Annotated in this window: 17 protein-coding genes; 11 read left to right on the forward strand and 6 right to left on the reverse strand. The window is 69.0% G+C overall.

Translation table 11 applies throughout. The features are described from left to right. Nucleotides 1-6: 6 nt before the first annotated feature. The 4 genes from GGQ87_RS03620 to prmC all read right to left on the reverse strand — a co-directional run bounded on the left by GGQ87_RS03620 (nt 7) and on the right by prmC (nt 3,741). On the reverse strand, nt 7-723 hold the full coding sequence (locus GGQ87_RS03620) for a DUF4893 domain-containing protein (RefSeq protein WP_168045332.1): 717 nt from the start codon (nt 721-723) through the stop codon (nt 7-9). A 63-nt stretch (nt 724-786) separates the two neighbouring features. Then, the gene (locus tag GGQ87_RS03625; protein ID WP_168045333.1) at nt 787-1,440 is read right to left on the reverse strand and encodes a DUF4893 domain-containing protein; all 654 of its coding nucleotides are present in this window, start codon (nt 1,438-1,440) and stop codon (nt 787-789) included. Between the two features lie 132 nt (nt 1,441-1,572). After that, nucleotides 1,573-2,556 carry a DUF4167 domain-containing protein gene (locus tag GGQ87_RS03630; protein WP_168045334.1) on the reverse strand — a complete coding sequence of 328 codons (984 nt, stop codon included), beginning with the start codon at nt 2,554-2,556 and terminating at the stop codon, nt 1,573-1,575. A 291-nt stretch (nt 2,557-2,847) separates the two neighbouring features. Next, entirely contained in the window at nt 2,848-3,741 is an 894-nt protein-coding gene (gene prmC / locus GGQ87_RS03635) for a peptide chain release factor N(5)-glutamine methyltransferase (protein WP_168045335.1), read from the reverse strand. 130 nt (nt 3,742-3,871) lie between these two features. On the opposite strand from prmC, the gene GGQ87_RS03640 reads away from it, so the two are divergent. From GGQ87_RS03640 to GGQ87_RS03655, 4 genes are all read left to right on the forward strand, one after another. After that, nucleotides 3,872-5,062 carry a YihY/virulence factor BrkB family protein gene (locus tag GGQ87_RS03640; RefSeq protein WP_342448293.1) on the forward strand — a complete coding sequence of 397 codons (1,191 nt, stop codon included), beginning with the start codon at nt 3,872-3,874 and terminating at the stop codon, nt 5,060-5,062. Between the two features lie 58 nt (nt 5,063-5,120). After that, the gene (locus tag GGQ87_RS03645) at nt 5,121-6,161 is read left to right on the forward strand and encodes a DUF2167 domain-containing protein (RefSeq protein ID WP_168045337.1); all 1,041 of its coding nucleotides are present in this window, start codon (nt 5,121-5,123) and stop codon (nt 6,159-6,161) included. A 154-nt stretch (nt 6,162-6,315) separates the two neighbouring features. Further along, nucleotides 6,316-6,753, forward strand: a complete 438-nt coding sequence (locus GGQ87_RS03650) for a DUF2141 domain-containing protein (protein ID WP_168045338.1) — start codon at nt 6,316-6,318, stop codon at nt 6,751-6,753. Nucleotides 6,754-6,822: 69 nt separating this feature from the next. Then, nucleotides 6,823-8,289: a carotenoid oxygenase family protein gene (locus GGQ87_RS03655; protein WP_168045339.1), complete on the forward strand. Its 1,467-nt coding sequence runs from the start codon at nt 6,823-6,825 to the stop codon at nt 8,287-8,289. Here GGQ87_RS03655 and GGQ87_RS03660 read toward each other — a convergent pair. Next, on the reverse strand, nt 8,286-9,065 hold the full coding sequence (locus tag GGQ87_RS03660) for a LytTR family DNA-binding domain-containing protein (RefSeq protein ID WP_168045340.1): 780 nt from the start codon (nt 9,063-9,065) through the stop codon (nt 8,286-8,288). The genes GGQ87_RS03655 and GGQ87_RS03660 overlap by 4 nt on opposite strands. Then, the gene (locus tag GGQ87_RS03665) at nt 9,062-9,787 is read right to left on the reverse strand and encodes a TetR/AcrR family transcriptional regulator (RefSeq protein ID WP_168045341.1); all 726 of its coding nucleotides are present in this window, start codon (nt 9,785-9,787) and stop codon (nt 9,062-9,064) included. The genes GGQ87_RS03660 and GGQ87_RS03665 overlap by 4 nt, the downstream gene beginning before the upstream one ends. Before the next feature lie 177 nt (nt 9,788-9,964). Here GGQ87_RS03665 and GGQ87_RS03670 point away from each other — a divergent pair, with 177 nt between their 5' ends. From GGQ87_RS03670 to GGQ87_RS03700, 7 genes are all read left to right on the forward strand, one after another. Next, the gene (locus GGQ87_RS03670) at nt 9,965-12,196 is read left to right on the forward strand and encodes a TonB-dependent receptor (RefSeq protein WP_168045342.1); all 2,232 of its coding nucleotides are present in this window, start codon (nt 9,965-9,967) and stop codon (nt 12,194-12,196) included. Between the two features lie 138 nt (nt 12,197-12,334). Next, nucleotides 12,335-13,843 carry a spinster family MFS transporter gene (locus tag GGQ87_RS03675; protein ID WP_168045343.1) on the forward strand — a complete coding sequence of 503 codons (1,509 nt, stop codon included), beginning with the start codon at nt 12,335-12,337 and terminating at the stop codon, nt 13,841-13,843. An 81-nt stretch (nt 13,844-13,924) separates the two neighbouring features. Then, complete coding sequence (gene sucC, locus GGQ87_RS03680) at nt 13,925-15,115, forward strand: ADP-forming succinate--CoA ligase subunit beta (RefSeq protein WP_168045344.1); 1,191 nt, start codon at nt 13,925-13,927, stop codon at nt 15,113-15,115. After that, a complete protein-coding gene (locus GGQ87_RS03685) occupies nt 15,116-15,631 on the forward strand; it encodes a hypothetical protein (RefSeq protein WP_168045345.1) in 516 nt (171 codons plus the stop codon). It begins immediately after the preceding gene. A 54-nt stretch (nt 15,632-15,685) separates the two neighbouring features. Further along, entirely contained in the window at nt 15,686-16,237 is a 552-nt protein-coding gene (locus GGQ87_RS03690) for a hypothetical protein (RefSeq protein ID WP_168045346.1), read from the forward strand. Between the two features lie 45 nt (nt 16,238-16,282). Then, on the forward strand, nt 16,283-17,185 hold the full coding sequence (gene sucD, locus GGQ87_RS03695) for a succinate--CoA ligase subunit alpha (RefSeq protein WP_168045347.1): 903 nt from the start codon (nt 16,283-16,285) through the stop codon (nt 17,183-17,185). Nucleotides 17,186-17,353: 168 nt separating this feature from the next. Beyond that, nucleotides 17,354-20,371, forward strand: a complete 3,018-nt coding sequence (locus GGQ87_RS03700; RefSeq protein ID WP_168045348.1) for a 2-oxoglutarate dehydrogenase E1 component — start codon at nt 17,354-17,356, stop codon at nt 20,369-20,371. Nucleotides 20,372-20,415: the final 44 nt, after the last annotated feature.

Below are 20,415 nucleotides of genomic sequence, written 5' to 3' on the forward strand. Positions count from 1 at the left end.
CCGGCGTCAGCGCGTCAGTTCGAGGATCTCGAGCTTGGCTTCCTGCTTCGGCCACGGAATGACCAGCCGCCAGCGCTCGGCACCGATGCGTTCGAAGACGCCGATCTGGTCGCGCTCGGGCATCTGGCCGTAGGCGGGATAGCCGGTCTCGTCCGCGCCCCAGGCCTGCGCCCCGATGAAGACGAGGCGGCGGTCGGTGTCGGGATAGAGCAGGCCGCGCGAGCGCTGGGAACCGGTGGTCTTGGTCAGGACCAGATCGCCGCCGGGCGTCAGCTCGACGGTGCAGCGGAAGCCGGGATAGGCGACGTAGGCGAGGCCGCCCGGGCTCTTCGCGCCCAGTTTGATGGTGCGGCAGCGGTAGGCGCCGGGGGCGGGCTGGAGGCGGCCGGCCTGACCCGCATTGGGATCGACGAGGGGGCCGAGGGCCTCGACCTGTTCGGCGAAACCGGCGTCCTCCGCCTCGGCGCGGGCGAGGCGCCAGGCCTGATCCAGGCGGCCGAGGGCGGAGGCGTCGGCGGGCGAGGCGACCTGACGCCAGTCCGAGGTTCCGCCCTGTTCGCCGGTAGCGGGCGTGACAGGCGCGGGCGCAGCGGCGGGCGCGGTCTCGGGCCGGGTGACCCCGTCGTTCGGCGTCGTGCCCGGATCGCTGGTCGAGGGGGCGGGCTGCTGGCTGCAGGCGGCCAGCAGGGCGGCGAGCGAGGCGACGGCGGCGAGGGTCCGCATCGGGCAGTCTCCATACGGCTGAGCCGCCGTAACGGCTGAGCCGGGCCCGGGTTCAGATGCGCGTCAGGCGGGGACCAGCTCGATCAGGTCGAGGTTGGACTCATACTGCGGCCACGGCAGGACCAGCCGCCAGCGGCGCTCGCCGATCCGCTCGAGCACGGCGATCAGGTCGCGGTCGGGACGCTGGCCATAGGAGTTGGCAGGCGGCTCGGACGCCAGCGACATGGAGCCGAGCAGAACCATCTGCCGGTCATTCTCGGGGAACAGCAGGCCGGAGGGACGCTGGCTGCCGCTCACCTTGGTGAACTTCAGACCGTTGGGCGTGCGCTCGATGCGGCAGGCGAACCAGTCGTAGACGACATAGCCGAGGCCGTCCTCGCCGCCCTGCGAGCCGAGTTTGACGGTGCGGCAGCGATAGTCGCCGGCGGGCGGCATGGCGCCGGGACGGGCGGCGCGCGGGTCGATCAGGTCGCCCGTCGACTCCAGGTCGCCGGAGCCGCGCTGGCGGCGGGCCTGCTGCAGGGCGAGGGACCAAGCGGCGTCAATGCGGTTGTAGCGGTCGCGGTCGGCGGCGGTGACGATGCCGCGCCAGTCGCGCAGCACGGGGCCGGAGCCGGGCGCGTCGGGCACGGGCGGCGGCGCGGGGGTGGACGCACAGGCGGAAATCGAGGCGGCGGCGAGAACGATCAGCACCGACGGCCGGAACAGACGAAACATGCGGCTCTCCCACAGGATCGCGGACCGGCCGCCTGCGTGATGAGCGCCGCGGGTGTCCGGAAACGTACAGGGGTTCCTTGGCCGGAGCGGGCGAGCGGCGTCAAGCGCCCTCGCCTGCCGGTCGAGGTTTCGTCAGCTTTCGTCGGCGGGCTTTTCGGCCTTGCGGCGCGGCGCGCGGCGTTTGGGCGCGGGGGCCTCGGCCTCGCCGCCTTCCGGCGGACCGTCCGTCGCGGGCGCAGGCGCGGGAGCGGCGGAGCGGGTCAGGAAGCCCGGCAGGGCGGAGGGGCCGTCGTCGGCTGCGGCGGCCTCGTCGCGGCGCGGACGGCGCTCGCGCTGCGGACGTTCGGCGCGGGCCGGTGCGGCCTCGGGCTCGCGGATTTCGGCGGCCGGAGCGGCCTCGCCTTCGTCGTCGGACGGACCGTCCTGACCAGCCTCGGCGCGTTCGTTCTGGAAGCGCTGATTGCGCTCCTGCTGACGGCGTTCCCAGCGTTCGCGGCGGGTCTCGCGGCGGCCGCCCTCGCCGACCGGGCCTTCGCCCTCGGCGCGCGGGGCCTGATCGCGGGGAGCTTGGTCCCGGGGTTCGCGGGGTTCGCGCGGCTGGTCGTCGCGATCGCGCCATTCGCGGCGCGGCTGTTCGGACTGGCGGTCATTGGGACGGTCATACGAGCGGTCGTTCTGGCGCTCGTCCTGCTCGCGCTGGCGGGCTTCGGCGGCGGCGACGCGGTCGGCCTCGGCCTTCTCGGCAGCCATGATGGCGGCGGCCTGGGCGCCCGTCTCGTCTTCGAAATCGATGTCGAAGCCCTGGCCGGCCAGTTCGCGCTGGGCGATCTCGGACACGGGGCGCGAGGGCTGGAGGGCGCGCAGGACGCGGAAATAGTGTTCGGCGTGCTGGGTATAGTTCTCGGCCAGAACGCGGTCGCCGGCGGCCGAGGCGTCGCGCGCCAGCTGCATGTAGCGCTCGTAGACGGTCTGGGCGTTGCCGCGGACCTTGATGTTCTCGGGGCCCTGCGAGTCCCATGACCGGTTCGGGTTGGTGGCGTTGGCGTTGCCGCCCCCGCCGCCGCCGGGCTTCCTGTTGCGTCCGCGCTGACGCTTCATGCCCTTGAAATCTCTCATCGGACGCTACCGTGCTTTGCTTGAGGGACGGGCCGGCGCGCGTGATGCCGCCTGAAGCCGTCCGTTTCGTCGTTCCGCTTCGCGCGAGGCCAATCCTCGCTGACGATGTGATCGGAAATCCGTGCCGCCCCGTGGTCCGCCCGATCGAGTGATCGGACCGTCACTGCCCTGAGCGCGCGTGGATGGGCCTGAAGCGGTCCAAGTCGTGCGGTTTGGGTGGGAGACAGGAAAAGACTTAGCGTGTGCGGGGGCGGTTTCCAAGGGCTTATTCTCGGACCCGCCCCGTCATCCTCACATCTTCGGGACGGGGTTGGTGCGCGGATCCGGGCCGTTGGTGACGACGCGGTCGCGGTCCGACAGATCCTTGACGACGATGACGTTCTCGAAGCCCGCCGCCTCGAACAGGGCCTTGACCTGCGGGCCCTGGTCCCAGCCGATCTCGACGGCGAACAGGCCGCCGGGCTTGAGGATGCGCATGATCTCGGGGGCCAGCTCGCGATAGGCGGTCAGGCCGTCCGGTCCGCCGTCCAGCGCCAGGAGGGGATCGTGATCGCGGACCTCGGGGTCGAGGCCGGGGATGTCGCCCGACGGGATGTATGGCGGATTGGAGACGACGACGTCGAAGCTGTGGTCGCCGAAGCCCGCGGCCCATTCGGTGCGCAGGAAGGTCGCGCGGTTGTCGAGCTCCAGGTTGGTGGCGTTCTCCTTGGCCACGGCCAGCGCCTCGAACGAGATGTCGGTGCCTACCCCGCGCGCGCCGAACCGCTCGGCCAGAGTCGCCAGGAGGATGGCGCCCGAGCCGGTGCCGAGATCGATCATCTCGAACGCCTTGTTCGGCGGATAGGCCAGCAGCACCACGTCGAGGATGGCCTCGGAGTCGGGGCGGGGGCTGAGCACGTCGGGCGTGACGTTCAGCATGATCTTCCAGAAGCCCTTCCGGCCGAGGATGCGCGACACGGGTTCACGGCGCAGGCGGCGCTCGACAAAGCCGTCCAGCGCGGCCTGCTGGTCAGCGGTGACGGCCCGGTAGGGGTCGGCGAGGATGTCGGTGCGCGAACAGCCGGCGGCGACCTCCAGCAGCAGGCGGGCGTCGATCGAGGGGCTGTCGATCCGCCCCTCCTTGAGGCGGGCGGCGGCGGCCTTCCAGGCGGTGACGAGGGTGGGAGCGGAAGCGGCGTCAGTCATGCTCTGGCCTTGGCGCGGCTTTGCGCGGATATCAAGCGGGGCGGCGCAGGAACGCGGCCGCACCGGAGCCGTTGTCGCCCCAATGCAGAAACGACAGTCTGGACGGAACGGGGGCCTCGGGATCTGGGGCGTGGTCGGGGCGCTGGCAGGCGGGCTGGCGGCGGGCGCGGGCGCGGCGCACCTGCTCTACACCCGGGGACACAAATACGGGCTGGAGTTGCGGCCGGCGCGGCCCGAGCCGGTCGTCCCCGCCGCGCCCACGCCCGAGGATTTCGAGGCGCAGGAGCCCGGCCGGGGACGGCTGGCGCAGCGGCCGGAGCATATTCCGCACAAGGGGTGGGTCGACATCTTCTGGCGCGTCGGAGCCTCCTATTTCGGCGACCGGGTCGGCTTCGTCTCGGGCGGCGTGACCTTCTTCGTGGTGCTGTCGCTGTTCCCGACGCTGGCGGCGTTCGTGACCATCTACGGCCTGTTCGCGGACCCCAACGATGCGGTGGCGCGGCTGTATTTCCTCTATTCGGTTCTGCCGACGGGGGTGGCGACCTTCCTGTCCGGCGAGATGCAGAGGCTGGCCGAGAACTCGAACACCCAGCTGACCTTCACCCTGCTGTGGACCCTCAGCCTGTCGCTGTGGACGGCGAACGGGGCGATCAAGGTGCTCTTCTACGGCCTGAACATCGCCTACCACGAGGTCGAGAAGCGCAACATCTTCAAGTACAACCTGGTCTGCATGGCCTTCACCGTTTCCGGCCTAGGAGCGATCCTGGTCGCGGCCGGCATGGTGGTCGGCGTGCCGGTCGTGCTGGGCCTGTTCGGCCTGACCGAGGAGTGGGCCTATCTGGCGCCGCTCAGATGGCCGATCCTGCTGCTGGTCTACGTCGCCTCCCTGACCGTGGTGTACCGGTTCGGCCCGTGCCGGCAGCGGGCGCGCTGGCGCTGGCTGACGCCCGGCGCGATCTTCGCCTCCCTCCTCAGCGTTGCGCTGTCGCTGGGCTTCAGCTGGTATCTGCAGACCTTCGTCAAGATCGACTCCTACGGACCGCTGGCGGCGATGATGGGCTTCCTGCTGTGGACCTGGCTGAGCGTGCAGATCATCCTGATGGGCGCCGAGCTGAACGCCGAGGTCGAGCACCAGACGGCGATCGACACGACTACGGGGACGCCGGTCGGCATGGGCGAGCGGGGCGCGGTGGTGGCTGACACGGTGGGACCCCGCCGGGGCAACCCCGCCGCCCTGGCCTTCACCCTGAAGCACGCCGAGGCGCTGTCGGACCGGCTGATGAAGCGGCGTATTCGGACGCGGACGCCGCCGCCGACCTGAGCGAGCCCTCTGGTCAGCATGCAACCAATGGTGCAGGTTGGCCGCAGGGGGAGTTCACATGATCCGCAAACTTTTCGCGGCGCTGCTGCTGGCGCTTGGCCTGTTCACGACCGGCGCCGCGACGGCCGCGCCGCAGACGCTGACGCCCGAGCAGCAGACCGAGGTGCGCCGGCTGGAGGCGCTGCAGGACAGCCTGAAGCCGCAGACCGGCACGGTGGCGATCCCCGCCGCCGAAGCGACGCTGGCGCTGGGCGACGCCTATTACTTCCTCAATGCGGAGGACGCGGCGCGGGTGCTGACCGAGGGCTGGGGCAATCCGCCGTCGTCGGTGCAGGGCGTGCTCGGCATGGTGTTCCCCAAGGACAAGGCCTTCTACGACGACACCTGGGGGGCGGTGATCACCTATGTCGGCGACGGCTATGTCTCGGACGAGGACGCCAGCAAGATCAACTATTCGGAGCTGCTGACACAGCTCAGGCAGGGCGAGGAAGAGGACAACCGGGCGCGCACCGCGGACGGATATCCGGCGATCAATCTGGTCGGCTGGGCGCAGCAGCCTTCCTACGACGGCCAGAAGCACAATCTGATCTGGGCCAAGGAGCTTGCCTTCAGCGACGCGCCCGACCACACCCTGAACTATGACGTGCGGGTACTGGGGCGCGCCGGCGTGCTGAGCATGAACATCGTCGATGACATGGCGGATCTGGCCGATGTCGGGGCCGCCGCGACGCAGCTGATGAACACCGCCTCGTTCAATGAAGGCGCGCGCTACGCCGACTATCGAGAGGGCGTCGACAAGAAAGCGACCTACGGTGTCGCCGGTCTTATCGCCGGCGGCGCGGCCGTGGCCCTCGCCAAGAAGGCGGGTCTGCTGGGCATCCTGTTTCTGGTCCTGAAGAAGGGCGGCGTCTTCCTGCTCGTCGGGGCCGGGGCGGCGTGGGCGTGGCTGCGACGTCAGTTTGGCGGCAAGGCGGGCGGGGACTTCAGCTCCCCGCGGGCCGCGGCGCAGCCGGAGGCCGATCCGGTGGCTGACGAGATCTCGCCTCCCACGGCCGATGAGGCGATGGACGAGCGGCCGGAGACCGACAAGGGCCTCTGATCGCGCGGTCGTTCGCGCTTCGCGAATGGACGGGCGCCGCCGTTGGCGAAGGCGGCGCGACGGTCCCCGCATCCGCTGTGGCGTCCGGTCCGGAGCGGAGCAACGGTCAGTGCGTCGAGGCCCGATCGTCGGGCTTCTCCGCAACAGAGACCGCATGAACCGCCTGAATCTTCTCGCCCTGTCCGTCGCCGCCGGCCTGATGCTGGCCGCCCCCGCCGTGGCTCAGGACGCCGCCCGCGACAACACGGTCGCCCTGACCTTCGAGACCGGCGCCCGGACCGGTTCGGTGATGGTCGCCCTCTACGACTCCGCCGCCGCCTACAACGGCGGACGCCCGGTCGGCTCGATGATGCTCGACGTCGCCGGCGGAAACACCGTCGCCACCTTCGAGGACCTGCCGGCCGGCGACTATGCGGCCAAGGCGTTTCACGACGTGAACGGCGACGGCGAGATGAACACCAATCCGTTCGGCATTCCGGTCGAGCCCTACGCCTTCTCGAACAATGCGGTCGGCAACATGGGCCCGGCCAGCTGGGAGCGCGCCCGCTTCACCGTCTCGGGCGACGCGGCCCAGACGATCCAGCTTCGCTAGCGGCCTATCGCTCGCCGCGCGGCGGCTCGCTGCTTGAGGCCGCCCTCCCGTTCAGATTTCGAGGTCCAGATGCTCGCTTCCCGCCGCAACTTTCTAATGGGCGCCGCCGCCCTGTCGGCCGCCGTCGTCACGCCCGAGACCGTCCGCGCCATGGCCGCCATGCAGGCGACCGCGGACTGGGCGCTCGCCACCGCCGATCTGGAGGGCGATATCGCGCCCCGCGCCATGCGGCTGGTGCACGGCCGGGCGCCCGCCGGGCTGGAGGGGGCGCTGTTCCGCAACGGCCCGGGCAAGTTCCGGCGACCCGGCGGCAGCGCCACCCACTGGTTCGACGGCGACGGCCTGATGCGGGCCTTCCGCCTCAGCGACGGCCAGGCGACGCTGGAGGCGCGGTTCGCCGACACGCCCAAGCGGCGCTTCGAGAGCGAGATCGACGCGGTGGTCACGCCCGGCTTCGGCACCGCCGGGGACGGGCGGGCCCGGATCGGATCGAACGACGACGCCAACGCCGCCAATACCGCCGTCATGGTGGCGGGGGACGAGGTCTGGGCGCTGTGGGAGGGCGGCTCGCCGATGGCCATGGCTGCGTCAGACCTGTCGACGCGCCGCTTCGTCAGCCTGCGCGACGATCTGAAAGGGATGCCGTTCCAGGCCCACCCCCGCTACGACCCGGACGGCACGATCTGGAACATCGGGCTGAACGGCGACAGGGCCATCGTCTGGCGCCTGAACGCGGACCGCAGTCTGCATACGGCGCAACTGATCGACCTGCCGCGCGCCAGCTACATGCACGACTTCACCGCCACCGCGCGGCATCTGGTGATCGTGCTGCAGCCCTGGGTGTTCGAGCACCGGGGCATGCCCTACGCCTCGCAGTTCGCCTGGAAACCGGAGCTGGGAACGCAGGTGATGGTGGTCGACAAGGCCGACCTGAGCCGGCGGCGGATCTTCGACCTGCCGACCTTCAGCTATTTCCATCTCGGCGATGCGTGGGAGGACGGGTCGGGGACGATCCGCTTCGATGTCGCGGCGGGCAAGGACGTGGCCTTCGCCATCGACGGGGCGCGGGTGCTGGTCGAGCAGCGCGGGACCGTGCCGGGCGAGCCGGCGGTGCTGTCGCTCGTCACCCTCCACACGGACGGTCGGGCCGAGATGGTCCGCTCGGGCGTCACGGGCGAATTCCCGAAGAGCGATCCGCGCCGGGCCGGCCTGCCGCGCCGCCTGACCGCCCACGTCGCCGGCGAGACCGGCGGACGGCCGCTGCCGACGGGCCTTGCGGTGCATGACTGGGAGACCGGACGATCGGACGCCTTCGACTTCGGCGACCGGCAGATCATGGAGGAGGCGGTGTTCGTGCCGAAGCCGGGCCGGTCAGGAGAGGCCGAGGCCTGGCTGGTCGCGCCGTCGATCAATCTGACGGAGGGGGTGACGGAGCTGCACGTGTTCGAAGCCGGTCGGGTGGCGGACGGACCGGTGGCGAGCTGGCGGGCGGACGTGGCCCTGCCGGCGGGCTTCCATGGATGCTGGGCGGGCTAGTACCAGCCCGCGTCTCGAAGCGCCTTCGCGTAGCGGCGGCTGACGGGCGCCTCGACGCCGCCCTCCAGCGTCAGGGTGGCCCGGCCGTCACCGCGTGTGACGCCGCGCACCGCATCCCTGGCCACCCACCAGCTGCGGTGCGTCTGGGCGCCCTCGAGGCCTTCGAGTTCGGCGAGGGCGTCGGAGAGGCGCATCAGGATCAGGTCCGAGCCGCGGTCGGTGTGGATGCGCAGATAGTGGTCCTCGGACTCGACGGCGTGGAGCGTCCCTCCACGGAGTTTGAACGGCAGCCGGTCGAGGAAGCGGGCGGGCGCGGCGCCGACGGCGGCGGCGTGGGTCTGGACCGGAGCGCGCGACAGGAAGACGTTGAGCGCGCTGAGCACCGCGGTGACGAGGGTCACGGGGCCCAGGAAATCGGGCAGCCGGACGAGGCCCATGGCATGGTCGTGGTGGAAGATCAGACTGGTCGCCGCCCAGACCATGACCGACAGCGGCCCCGAGATGACCAGGGTCAGCACCAGCGCCGCCAGCCACGGCCGACGGTCGAGGTCGATCCAGCGCTCGACCAGCCGCGAACACAGGTAGCCCCACAAGGCTCCCATCAGCATGATAGGCTCCCAGTAGACGAGGCGGACGCCGATCGGGGTGTCGTCCATGCCAAAGGCGCCGGTCAGGGCCAGCACCGCCCCGCCCGCCAGCGCCACCGCCACGCCGCGGATCAGACCGCGGTCGACCGAGATACGCACTGCATCGGATGACGGCCGCGCGTCGCTCATCGGGCCGGAGCCGGGACGCAGACGGCGCGGAAACCGGCCGCGGCGAACCGGATCATGTAGTCGCAGGCGGCCTCCAGATCGCCGGAGCGGCACAGGCCGCCGGACAGGCGGTCGAGGCGGCCGGTCTCGCCCAGCGTCAGGGTCAGGGCGCCCGACAGGTTGTGATAGGCCCAGTAGAGGTCGACCTCGCGCGCCTCGGGCATGATCTGTTTGATCAGCTCGATCAGGCGGCGGATGGCGGGATCGAAATAGCGGGCCATGGTCTCGCCGCCGAAGGTCGGGTTGGCGTTGGTCTGGGCCACGAGGGCGGCGTAGTGCTTCCAGCCCGGCCCGCCCTTCAGCGACCACTGGAAGGGGGGCCGCAGGAAGGCCTCGAACAGCCCCTCCAGCGTCATGCCGTCCGGCCCCGGATCGCGGGCGTAGCGGTTGATGGCGTCGACCCGTTCATTGTTCCAGACCTCGGCCCGGCGCAGGAAAACGGCGTCGAACAGGGCACGCTTGGCCCCGAAATAATAGTGCACCAGCGCGGTATCGACACCGGCCTCACGCGCCACCTCGCGGATGGTTACGCCGTAGAAGCCGTGTTTCGAGAACAGGTCCTCGGCCGCGTCGAGAATGGACTCGCGGGTGTCGGCGGTCCCCTCGGCCTTTGCCTTCGAGGGACGGCCGCGCCGTGCGGGGGCGGCGGCGGTGTCGGCGGCGGGCGCGTCGAGCTTGGTCATGCCGGGAAGCTAGGCCGCGTCAGGGCGTCATGGCAACGGCGCCACAGTCCGGCGAGGGCGGCCGCCGCACAAGCGCCACGGTTTGACAGCGGGGCGAAAACGGTTACGTTCCCGGAAAATCATTGAACGCTGAATAAAAAGCGTCACGGGCCGGAAATCACAGGAATGGGGCTTCACATGAACCGCTACGTTAAGACTGCCTTGCTTGCGGGGGCCGCCTGGAGCGCGCTCTCGACCACGGCGCTGGCGCAGGACGCCGAAACCACCGCGGCCGCCGCGCCGCAGGACGCCACCAACATCGGCGAGATCGTCGTCACCGCCCGCCGCCGCGCGGAAGCGCTGCAGGACGTTCCCGTCGCGGTCACGGCCTTCACTGCCGAAGCCCTCGAAAACAAGGGCGCGATCGACATCACCGAACTGGCCCGCTCGACGCCCAGCCTGACGCTGAACTCGGCGCGCGGCTCGAACTCGACCCTGATCTCCTTCATCCGCGGCGTCGGCCAGCAGGATCCGCTGTGGGGCTTCGACCCGGGCGTGGGCCTGTACATCGACGACGTCTATGTCGCCCGTCCGCAGGCCGCGGTGCTCGACATCTTCGACATCGAACGCATCGAGGTCCTGCGCGGCCCGCAAGGCACGCTGTACGGCCGCAACACCATCGGCGGCGCGATCAAATACGTGACGCGGCGCATCGGTGATGATCCCGAAATCTCGCTGCGCGGCGCCTACGGCAGCTACAACCAGTTCGACGCCGTCGGCAGCATCTCCGGCCCGGTCAGCGACACGGTCGGCATCTCCGCCTCGGTGGCGCGCTATCTGCGCGACGGCTTCGGCGAGAACCTGACCACCGGCACCGAGCACTACAACAAGGACGTGACCGCCGCCCGCGCCAGCATCGAATGGACGCCGGCGGACGCCCTGTTCTTCCGCCTTGCCGCGGACTACGTCCAGGACAGCTCGAACGCCCGTCACGGTCACCGCGAGTTCGCGCCGATCCTCGACGACGAATACGACACCCGCGCCGGCGCCGGCGACAAGAACGACGTCGAGACGCGCGGCATCTCGCTGACCGGCGAATACACGGTCAATGACATGCTGACCCTGAAGTCGATCACGGCCTACCGTGACGGCTCCACGCGCGGCAACATCGACTTCGACAACCTGCCGACGCCGACCCTCGACATCCCGGCGCAGTACGATGACGACCAGTTCTCGCAAGAGTTCCAGGCGCTGTTCGAAGGCGACCGCTGGTCGGGCGTCGCGGGCGTCTACTATCTCGACGCCACGGCCTCGGGCGCGTTCGACACGGTCGTCGGCGCCTTCAACCTGACGACCCTGACCTCGGGCAGCGTCGACACCAAGAGCTGGTCGGCGTTCGGCGACTTCAGCTACGACGTGACCGACCAGCTGTCGGTCTCGGTCGGCGGGCGCTTCACCCACGACGAGAAGACCGGCACGGTCTTCCGCCAGCAGTATCTCGGCATCCGCAGCCCGTTCTTCGGCAACGCCGCCGCCATTCCGCTGGGCGCGCCGCGGACCAACTACACCGACACGCGGGAGTTCGAGGAGTTCACGCCGCGCGTCAGCGTCACCTACGAAATCAGCCCTGACCTGACGACCTACGCCTCGTGGGGCCGCGGCTTCAAATCGGGCGGCTTCGACATGCGCGGCGACGCCGTGCTCTATCCCGACACGGTGAATGGCTATGACCCGGAAACCGTCGAGACGATCGAACTGGGCCTGAAGGGCCGTCTGTTCGACCGCTTCAGCTTCGCCACCGCGGTCTTCGACTCCTCGTACGAGGACCAGCAGATCACGACCCAATACCCGGCCGGCGCCACCGTCGCCTCGGTCGTCGACAACGTCGGTTCGTCCTCGATCCGCGGCTGGGAATTCGAAGGTTCGCTGCGGGCCTCGGACAACCTCGTGATCAACGGCATGCTGAGCTACATCGACGCCCAATTCGACGAGTTCCTGGCCTATATCCCGACGGGCCCCCTGAACACGACCTGCCCCCTTCTGGTCGGTTGTTTCGTGGACGTGTCGGACTCGCGTAACTTCCAGAACACGCCGGAGTGGACGGGCTCGATCAGCGCGACCTACACCCACTGGCTCGAGGACGGCAGCACCCTGGCGTTCACGCCGTCGGCCGCCTATCGCGGCGACTACCAGCAGTTCGAGACCCCGGCTCCCCTGCTCGATCAGGAAGCCTACTGGATGTACGACGCCAGCGCCGTCTGGACCTCGGCCAGCGACCGCTGGACCGTCGGCTTCCACGGCAAGAACCTGTCGGACGAACGCTACAAGACGGGCGGCTACAGCTTCCCCGGCGCGGCGACCGGCAACTCGATCATCGCCTTCTACGGCGCGCCGCGGACCTTCACCTTCCGCGTCGGTGTCAAGTTCTGATCCTGATTACTCCTGAAGCCTGATCGCATCTGATCACGGGCGGCGGTTCACCTGAGCCGCCGCCCTTTTTCTTTTTACGCCGCCCCACGGCCCCGCTACCGTTCCGGCCAACAACAAGACCAAGTCGAGGGAAACGCCATGACCGACACGGCCGCCGCCGCGCCCGTTCGCCCGGGCTACCGCTATTACGTTCTGGCGGTGCTGGTGCTGATCTATGCGCTGAACTTCCTCGACCGGCAGATCATCGGCATCCTCGCCGCACCGCTGAAGGCGCATTTCCAGCTCAGTGATTCCCAGTTCGGACTGCTGGGCGGGATCGCCTTCGCCTCGGTCTATTCGACCCTGGCCATTCCGCTGGCGTGGCTGGCGGACCGGTTCAGCCGGGTCTGGATCATGACCGGCGCCCTGGCGGTCTGGAGCGGCTTCACCGCCCTGTGCGGACTGGCCGGCTCGTTCACCCAGCTGTTCCTGTGCCGGATGGGCGTCGGCGTCGGCGAGGCCGGCGGCGTGGCCCCGGCCTATTCCCTGCTGTCGGACTATTTCCCGCCGTCGCAGCGCGCGCGGGCGCTGGCGGTGTTCGCCTTCGGCATTCCGATCGGCACGGCCGCGGGCACCCTCGTGGGCGGTCTGCTGGCGGCGCGGTATGGCTGGCAGACGGCCTTCATTGTCGTCGGCCTGCTGGGCCTGCTGCTGGCGCCGCTGCTGCGCCTGACGGTGCGGGATCCGAAACGCGGCGGCACGGACGCCGCGGCCGCCGCAGCCCGCGGAACGCCTGAAGCCGCTCCCGCCGCGGCGGTGACGAGCCGCGCGGGCAGCATCGCCTCGATGGTCATGCTCACGATCGGCGCCGCCGCGCTGGCGTGGGGCGCGGTTCAGTATCTGGTCATGGACCAGCAGGTCGCCGGTCTGACCTGGGGCTTTGGAGGTCTGTTGGCGCTGGTCATCGGCGTCTCGCTCCGGATCGCCCGCAGCACCGCCTCGGTGGTGATCCGCAAGCCCAGCTTCTGGCTGCTGGCGCTGGGCGCGGCCTCGTCCTCCATCTGCGGCTACGGCGTCGCGGGCTGGCTGCCGCTGTTCTTCATGCGCAGCTTCGGCCTGACCCTGCAGCAGACCGCCTGGTATTACGCCGGCATCGCGCTGGTGGGCGGCACGCTCGGTATCTGGATGGGCGGCGCCATCGCCGACAAGTTGTCGAAGCGCGGCAAAGGGGCCTATCCCCTGACCCCGGCAATCGCCTTCCTGATCTCGGCCCCCTGCTTCATCCTGGCGATGAACTCGCCCTGGCTGATCGGTCTGGTTCTGCCGGGCGGGGGATCGAACCTCCAGCAGCTGATCCTCGCCTTCCTCATCTTCCTGATCCCGACCGGGCTGAACCTGGCGTGGCTGGGACCGGTGACGGCGGCGGTGCAGCATCTGGTTCCGGCGGCGATGCGCTCCACCGCCTCGGCCCTGTTCCTGCTGATCAACAACCTGCTCGGGCTGGCCGTCGGCTTCTATTATTTCGGCTGGATGAGCGATCTGCTGGCGCCGCGCTTCGGAGACGAGAGCCTGCGCTGGGCCATCTACACCGGCATGGGCTTCTACCTGCTGGCCTCGGCCCTGCTGATCGGCGCCTCGCGGACGCTGAAGAGGGACTGGGTGGATTGAGGCGCCGCGCCGGTTGCACCTGCGAAGGGCGCGCGCCTATAAGCCCCGCAATCCCTCCCCCAAGCGGTCAGGCGTCGATCCATGAACATTCACGAGTATCAGGCCAAGCAGGTCCTGAAGGGCTTCGGCGCTCCGGTCGCGGCCGGTGTGGCCATCACCTCGGCTGACGAGGCGGAAGCCGCGGCGAGGCAGCTGCCCGGACCCCTTTACGTCGTGAAGTCGCAGATCCACGCCGGCGGGCGCGGCAAGGGCAAGTTCAAGGAGCTGGGCCCGGACGCCAAGGGCGGCGTGCGTCTGGCCTTCTCCATCGAGGACGTGGTCAAGAACGCCCGCGAAATGCTGGGCAATACGCTGGTGACCGCCCAGACCGGCCCGGCCGGCAAACAGGTCAACCGCCTGTACATCGAAGACGGCGCCGACATCGACCGTGAACTGTACTGCTCACTGCTGGTCGACCGCTCGACCGGCCGGGTGTCGTTCGTCGTCTCGACCGAGGGGGGCATGGACATTGAGGCGGTCGCCCACGACACGCCCGAGAAGATCGTCACCATCGACATCGATCCGGAGGCCGGCGTCACGCCCGCCAACGTCGACGAGATCAACACCGCCTACGGCCTGACCGGGGAAGCGGCCGAGGACGGCAAGAGCCTGTTCCCGATCCTCTACAAGGCCTTCATCGACACCGACATGTCGATGCTGGAGGTCAATCCGCTGATCGTCATGGAGAACGGCCGCCTCCGGGTGCTGGACGCCAAGGTCAGCTTCGACGGCAACGCCCTGTTCCGCCACGAGGACATGAAGGCGCTGCGCGACGAGACCGAGGAAGACGCCAAGGAGATCGAGGCCTCGGAATGGGACCTCGCCTACGTCGCCCTGGACGGCAACATCGGCTGTATGGTCAACGGCGCCGGGCTCGCCATGGCGACGATGGACATCATCAAGCTGTACGGCAAAGAGCCCGCCAACTTTTGCGACGTCGGCGGCGGCGCCTCCAAGGAAAAGGTCGCGGCGGCCTTCAAGATCATCACCGCCGACCCGGCCGTGCAGGGCATTCTGGTCAACATCTTCGGCGGCATCATGCGCTGCGACGTCATCGCCGAGGGCGTGGTCGCGGCGGTGAAGGAAGTGGGGCTGAAGGTGCCGCTGGTCGTGCGTCTGGAAGGCACCAACGTCGAACAGGGCAAGCGCATCCTGAACGAGTCCGGCCTCGCCATCACCGCGGCCGACGACCTCGACGACGCGGCCCAGAAGATCGTGGCGGCGGTCGGCTAGGTGTCCCTACTTCTCGCCCTGCTGGCCTCGAGCGTTATAACGGCGGCTCAGGCGGAACCGGTCGCCTCGGCGCTGACGGCCTTCGACATCGCCTGTCTGCGGGTGCGGGGTGATCGGGAGGCTCTGGCTGCCTTGGCCAAGGCGAAGGGGTGGGACTCGGTTGAAGGCGGATCGCCGCCCGCGGGGGGCTGGCAGGTCGGCTACTGGATCGAAAGCGGCGCCGTGGTGCGTCTCTCGGGCTACCCCGCCTCGGAGGATGGTCTGACGCCTGCGCAGGTGATCTGCGCCGTGGACGGGATCGAAACCCGCCCAGGCTGGGAACAGACGGTTTCGGCGCTTCCCGTCAACGGGGCAGCGCTGGGCGAGGGGGCCCGGCCCGACATGTCGACCTATCGAATACCGCCCGGCATGGAGGTGAAGGTGTGGGATCTAGCCGACGGCAGCCGCATCCACGCATCCTCGTTCTCTGCACGATCCTATCTCGAACTTTCCATCAACTACCCAACTGGCCGCTGACCCATGTCCATCCTCGTCGACAAGAGCACCAGAGGCGCCGGAGGCGATCGTCTCATGCGCCGCGGTTCGTTCTTCGTCTTCGCGATTGCGGCGCTCGGGCTCGCGGCGAGCCCTGCGGCGGCCGACGGGTCCTTCGACCTGTTCAAGCGGATGTGCCTCGACACGGACGGCGACGCCACGCTGGCGCTGGCGGCCGCCGAGGCGGCGGGCTGGGGCGAAATCCCGACCGAGCGTCTCCGGGAACTGGCGACGGCGATACAGGCGGTCGGCGCCCGCGGTCGGCTGGCGGCCACGCCGAACGGCATCTTCGTTCTGATGACCGGACAGTCTCCGGAGAGCGACTCCGAGATCGCCACGGACGTGTGCGACGTCTTCGGCTTCCGTCAGACCCAGGTCTGGGACGCGGCGCCCGAGATCGAGCAATGGGTCGGCTTGCCGCCCGAACGCGTCGAAGGCCCGCTGCGGATGTGGACCTACGAGATCCGTGACGGGCGCAAGGTCGCTCCGGCCGCGGACGCACCGCTGACGGCCGGCTATGCGATCCTCGCTTCCAGCCAGCCCACCAACTTCCGCTACGAACTGGCCCGAAACCGCCCGGCGAACTGACCTTCCCCGACGCCGACCCCACTCAGATCACCCTCCGGAAAATCCATGTCCATCCTCGTCGACAAGAACACCAAGGTCATCGTCCAGGGCCTGACCGGCAAGACCGGGACGTTCCACACGGAACAGGCCCTGCGCTACTACGGCACCCAGATGGTCGGGGGCGTGCACCCCAAGAAGGGCGGCGAGATCTGGCACGGGTCCGAGGGCGAGAGCCTGCCGATCTACGCCTCGGTGGCCGAGGCGAAGGATGCGACCGGCGCCGACGCGACGGTGATCTATGTTCCGCCGGCGGGCGCCGCGGACGCCATCATCGAGGCCATCGAGGCCGAGGTGCCGTTCATCACCTGCATCACCGAGGGCATCCCGGTGCTGGACATGGTTCGGGTCAAGGCGCGGCTGGACCGGTCGAAATCCCGCCTGCTGGGCCCGAACTGCCCCGGCATCCTGACCCCGGAAGAGTGCAAGATCGGCATCATGCCGGGCTCGATCTTCAAGAAGGGCAACGTCGGCATCGTCTCGCGCTCGGGCACCCTGACCTATGAGGCGGTGTTCCAGACCTCGAACGAGGGCCTCGGCCAGACCACGGCGGTCGGCATCGGCGGCGACCCGGTCAAGGGCACGGAGTTCATCGACGTGCTGGAGCTGTTCCTCGCCGACGACGAGACGAAGTCGATCGTCATGATCGGCGAGATCGGCGGCGGCGCCGAGGAGGACGCGGCCCAGTTCCTGATCGACGAAGCCAAGCGCGGCCGCTCCAAGCCGATGGTCGGCTTCATCGCCGGCCGGACGGCGCCGAAGGGCCGCACCATGGGTCACGCCGGCGCGGTCGTTTCGGGCGGCAAGGGCGATGCGGAGTCGAAGATCGCCGCCATGGAAGCCGCCGGCATCCGGGTCTCGCCCTCGCCGGCGCGTCTGGGCGCGACGCTGGTGGACGTGCTGAAGGGCTGATTTCTTGTCCCAGTAGTGGGGCACGAGACTGACGAATTTCTCCCGATTCCGGCGAAATTCGACCCTTTCGCCGCCATTCGGTCATGACCGATAAGGAAACAGCGCCTATATCAGCGGCGCCGGTCGCGGGCAGACGTGCGCGCGCCGCCTTAGGGACGTGACGATACGATGGCGGACGATGCCGGTCGGCTGAACCAGGTCTTTGCCGAGACCAGCTTCCTGTATGGCTCGAACGCCTCGTTCATCGAGGATCTGCACGAGAAATGGGCGTCCGATCCGGCGTCGGTTTCGGCCGAGTGGCGCGCCTTCTTCGACCAGCTGCGGGACAACGCCGAGACGGTGATCGCCGCCAGCGGGGCCGGCTCGTGGGGCCGGTCGCCGGTGTCGGAGCCGAGCGAGGACGCCGCCGTGTTCGACGGCCGCTGGCCTGCGCCGAAGCCGGATCCGAAAAAGGCCGGAGCCGCCGCGCCCGCCAAGGCGGAGGCCGCGCCGTCGGCCGGCGTTTCCGCCGAGGCCATCCGCGCCGCCGCCCATGATTCGATCCGCGCCCTGATGCTGATCCGCAGCTATCGCGTGCGGGGTCACCTGCAGGCGACGCTGGATCCGCTGGGCATCGAGCAGCCGACCCACAATCCCGAGCTGACGCCGGAGTTCTACGGCTTCAGCGAGGCCGATCTGGACCGGCCGATCTATCTGGACGGGGTGCTGGGCCTGCAGACCGGCACGATCCGCGAGGTGCTGGCGCTGCTGAAGCGCACCTACTGCGGCCACATCGGCATCCAGTTCATGCACATCGCCGAGCCGGAGGAGAAATCCTGGCTGCAGCAACGGTTCGAGGGTGCGGAGAAGTTCGAACAGAACGCCTTCACCAAGGAAGGCAAACTGGCCATCCTGAACAAGCTGATCGAGGCCGAGGGCTTCGAGCGGTTCCTGCACAAGCGGTTCCCGGGCACCAAGCGGTTTGGTCTGGACGGCGGCGAGGCCATGGTCCCGGCGCTGGAGCAGATCATCAAGCGCGGCGGAGCGCTGGGCGTCGACGAGATCGTCCTCGGCATGGCCCACCGCGGGCGGCTGAACACCCTGGCGGCGGTGATGGGCAAGCCCTACCGCGCCATCTTCCACGAGTTCCAGGGCGGCTCGACCGTGCCGTCCGACATCGAGGGTTCGGGCGACGTCAAATACCACATGGGCGCCAGCTCGGACCGCGAGTTCGACGGCAACAACGTCCACCTGTCGCTGACCGCCAACCCGTCGCACCTCGAGATCGTCAATCCGGTGGTGCTGGGCAAGGCGCGCGCCAAACAGGCGTTCGACATCCGCGAGGCCAATGCGGGCCAGCCGGAAGAGCAGTGGGCGCTGGACCGCTCCAAGGTCGTTCCGCTGCTGATCCACGGCGACGCCGCCTTCGCCGGTCAGGGCGTGGTGGCCGAATGCTTCGCCCTGATGGGGCTGAAGGGCTACCGCACCGGCGGCACCCTGCATTTCGTCATCAACAACCAGATCGGCTTCACGACGAGCCCGCGCAACAGCCGCTCGTCGCCCTACCCGTCCGACGTGGCCCTGATGGTCCAGGCGCCGATCTTCCACGTCAACGGTGACGATCCGGAGGCGGTCGTCTTCGCCGCCAAGGTGGCCACCGAGTTCCGCCAGAAATTCCACAAGGACGTGGTGGTGGACATGTTCTGCTACCGCCGCTTCGGCCACAACGAGGGCGACGACCCGACCTTCACCCAGCCGCTGATGTATTCGAAGATCCGCGCCCTGCATTCGACGCGCGAAATCTACAGCGCCCGCCTGATCGCCGAGGGCGTGATCGACCAGGCCGCCGTGGACGCCGAGGTCGAACGGTTCGAGGCCTTCCTCGACGCCGAGTTCGAGGCCGGCAAGTCGTTCGAGGCCAAGAAGGCCGACTGGATGGACGGCCAGTGGCAGGGCATCGGCCTGCCCGACGGCGACGAGCGCCGCGGCGCCACCTCGGTGCCGGCGGCCAAGCTCACCGACCTCGGCCACAGTCTGACGACCATCCCGAACCAGGTCGACATGCACAAGACGCTGAAGCGCGTCATGGACGGCCGGCGCGAGATGATCACGACCGGTCAGAACATCGACTGGGCCACGGCCGAGAGCCTCGCCTTCGGCTCGCTGCTGGACGAGGGTTTCCCGGTCCGGCTGTCGGGTCAGGACTCGGTGCGCGGCACCTTCTCCCAGCGCCACTCGGGCATCGTCGACCAGACCACCGAGGCCCGCTACGTCCCGCTGAACAACCTGCGCGAAGGCCAGGCGGAGTTCGAGGTCATCGACTCGGCCCTCTCGGAAGAGGCGGTGCTGGGCTTCGAGTACGGCTATGCCCTGACCGACCCCAATACGCTGGTCATGTGGGAAGCCCAGTTCGGCGACTTCGTGAACGGCGCGCAGGTGGTGATCGACCAGTTCATCACCTCGGGCGAGCGCAAATGGCTGCGCATGTGCGGCCTGACCATGCTGCTGCCCCACGGCTACGAAGGTCAGGGACCGGAGCACTCCTCGGCCCGCCTCGAACGCTTCCTGCAGCAGTGCGCCGAGGACAATATCCAGGTCGCCAACTGCACCACGCCGGCCAACTATTTCCACATCCTGCGCCGCCAGATGCATCGGCCGTTCCGCAAGCCGCTGATCATCATGACGCCCAAGTCGCTGCTGCGTCACAAGAAGGCGGTCTCGACCATTGCCGACATGGCCGAGGGCAGCTCCTTCCACCGCGTGCTGCACGACGACGCCCAGACGCGTCCCGAAGCGGCGGGCATCACGATCCGGGCCGACAAGGATATCCGCCGCGTCGTCCTGTGCTCGGGCAAGGTCTATTACGACCTGCTGGACCGCCGCGAGAAGAACGTCGCCGAGGGCAAGGGCGGGGACGACGTCTATCTGATGCGTCTCGAGCAGTTCTATCCGTGGCCGATGAAGTCTCTGATGACCGAACTGGCCCGCTTCCCGAACGCCGAGCTGGTCTGGTGCCAGGAAGAGCCGAAGAACATGGGCGGCTGGACCTTCGTCGATCCGTGGCTGGAGCTGACGCTGGAGAAGCTGAACGTGAAGGCGAAACGCGCCCGCTACGTCGGTCGCCCGGCCTCGGCCTCGACCGCCGCGGGCCTGATGAGCCGGCACTTGAAAGAACTCGACGCCTTCCTGACCGACGCCTTCGCCTGAACCCGTCCCGGATAACGGCTCCGCCGTTTCCGGGATGACAAACG

Origin of the sequence: Brevundimonas alba (assembly GCF_011927945.1) — a bacterium.
Lineage (GTDB): Bacteria > Pseudomonadota > Alphaproteobacteria > Caulobacterales > Caulobacteraceae > Brevundimonas > Brevundimonas alba.

Excerpts from the sequence above, each read along its gene's own strand:
- sucC (WP_168045344.1), top strand. The coding sequence starts at position 13,925 with ATGAACATTCACGAGTATCAGGCCAAGCAGGTCCTGAAGGGCTTCGGC.
- GGQ87_RS03620 (WP_168045332.1), bottom strand. The coding sequence starts at position 723 with ATGCGGACCCTCGCCGCCGTCGCCTCGCTCGCCGCCCTGCTGGCCGCC.
- GGQ87_RS03645 (WP_168045337.1), top strand. The coding sequence starts at position 5,121 with ATGATCCGCAAACTTTTCGCGGCGCTGCTGCTGGCGCTTGGCCTGTTC.
- GGQ87_RS03625 (WP_168045333.1), bottom strand. The coding sequence starts at position 1,440 with ATGTTTCGTCTGTTCCGGCCGTCGGTGCTGATCGTTCTCGCCGCCGCC.
- GGQ87_RS03690 (WP_168045346.1), top strand. The coding sequence starts at position 15,686 with ATGCGCCGCGGTTCGTTCTTCGTCTTCGCGATTGCGGCGCTCGGGCTC.
- prmC (WP_168045335.1), bottom strand. The coding sequence starts at position 3,741 with ATGACTGACGCCGCTTCCGCTCCCACCCTCGTCACCGCCTGGAAGGCC.
- GGQ87_RS03660 (WP_168045340.1), bottom strand. The coding sequence starts at position 9,065 with ATGAGCGACGCGCGGCCGTCATCCGATGCAGTGCGTATCTCGGTCGAC.
- GGQ87_RS03670 (WP_168045342.1), top strand. The coding sequence starts at position 9,965 with ATGAACCGCTACGTTAAGACTGCCTTGCTTGCGGGGGCCGCCTGGAGC.
- GGQ87_RS03675 (WP_168045343.1), top strand. The coding sequence starts at position 12,335 with ATGACCGACACGGCCGCCGCCGCGCCCGTTCGCCCGGGCTACCGCTAT.
- GGQ87_RS03700 (WP_168045348.1), top strand. The coding sequence starts at position 17,354 with ATGGCGGACGATGCCGGTCGGCTGAACCAGGTCTTTGCCGAGACCAGC.
- GGQ87_RS03630 (WP_168045334.1), bottom strand. The coding sequence starts at position 2,556 with ATGAGAGATTTCAAGGGCATGAAGCGTCAGCGCGGACGCAACAGGAAG.
- GGQ87_RS03655 (WP_168045339.1), top strand. The coding sequence starts at position 6,823 with ATGCTCGCTTCCCGCCGCAACTTTCTAATGGGCGCCGCCGCCCTGTCG.
- GGQ87_RS03665 (WP_168045341.1), bottom strand. The coding sequence starts at position 9,787 with ATGACCAAGCTCGACGCGCCCGCCGCCGACACCGCCGCCGCCCCCGCA.
- sucD (WP_168045347.1), top strand. The coding sequence starts at position 16,283 with ATGTCCATCCTCGTCGACAAGAACACCAAGGTCATCGTCCAGGGCCTG.
- GGQ87_RS03650 (WP_168045338.1), top strand. The coding sequence starts at position 6,316 with ATGAACCGCCTGAATCTTCTCGCCCTGTCCGTCGCCGCCGGCCTGATG.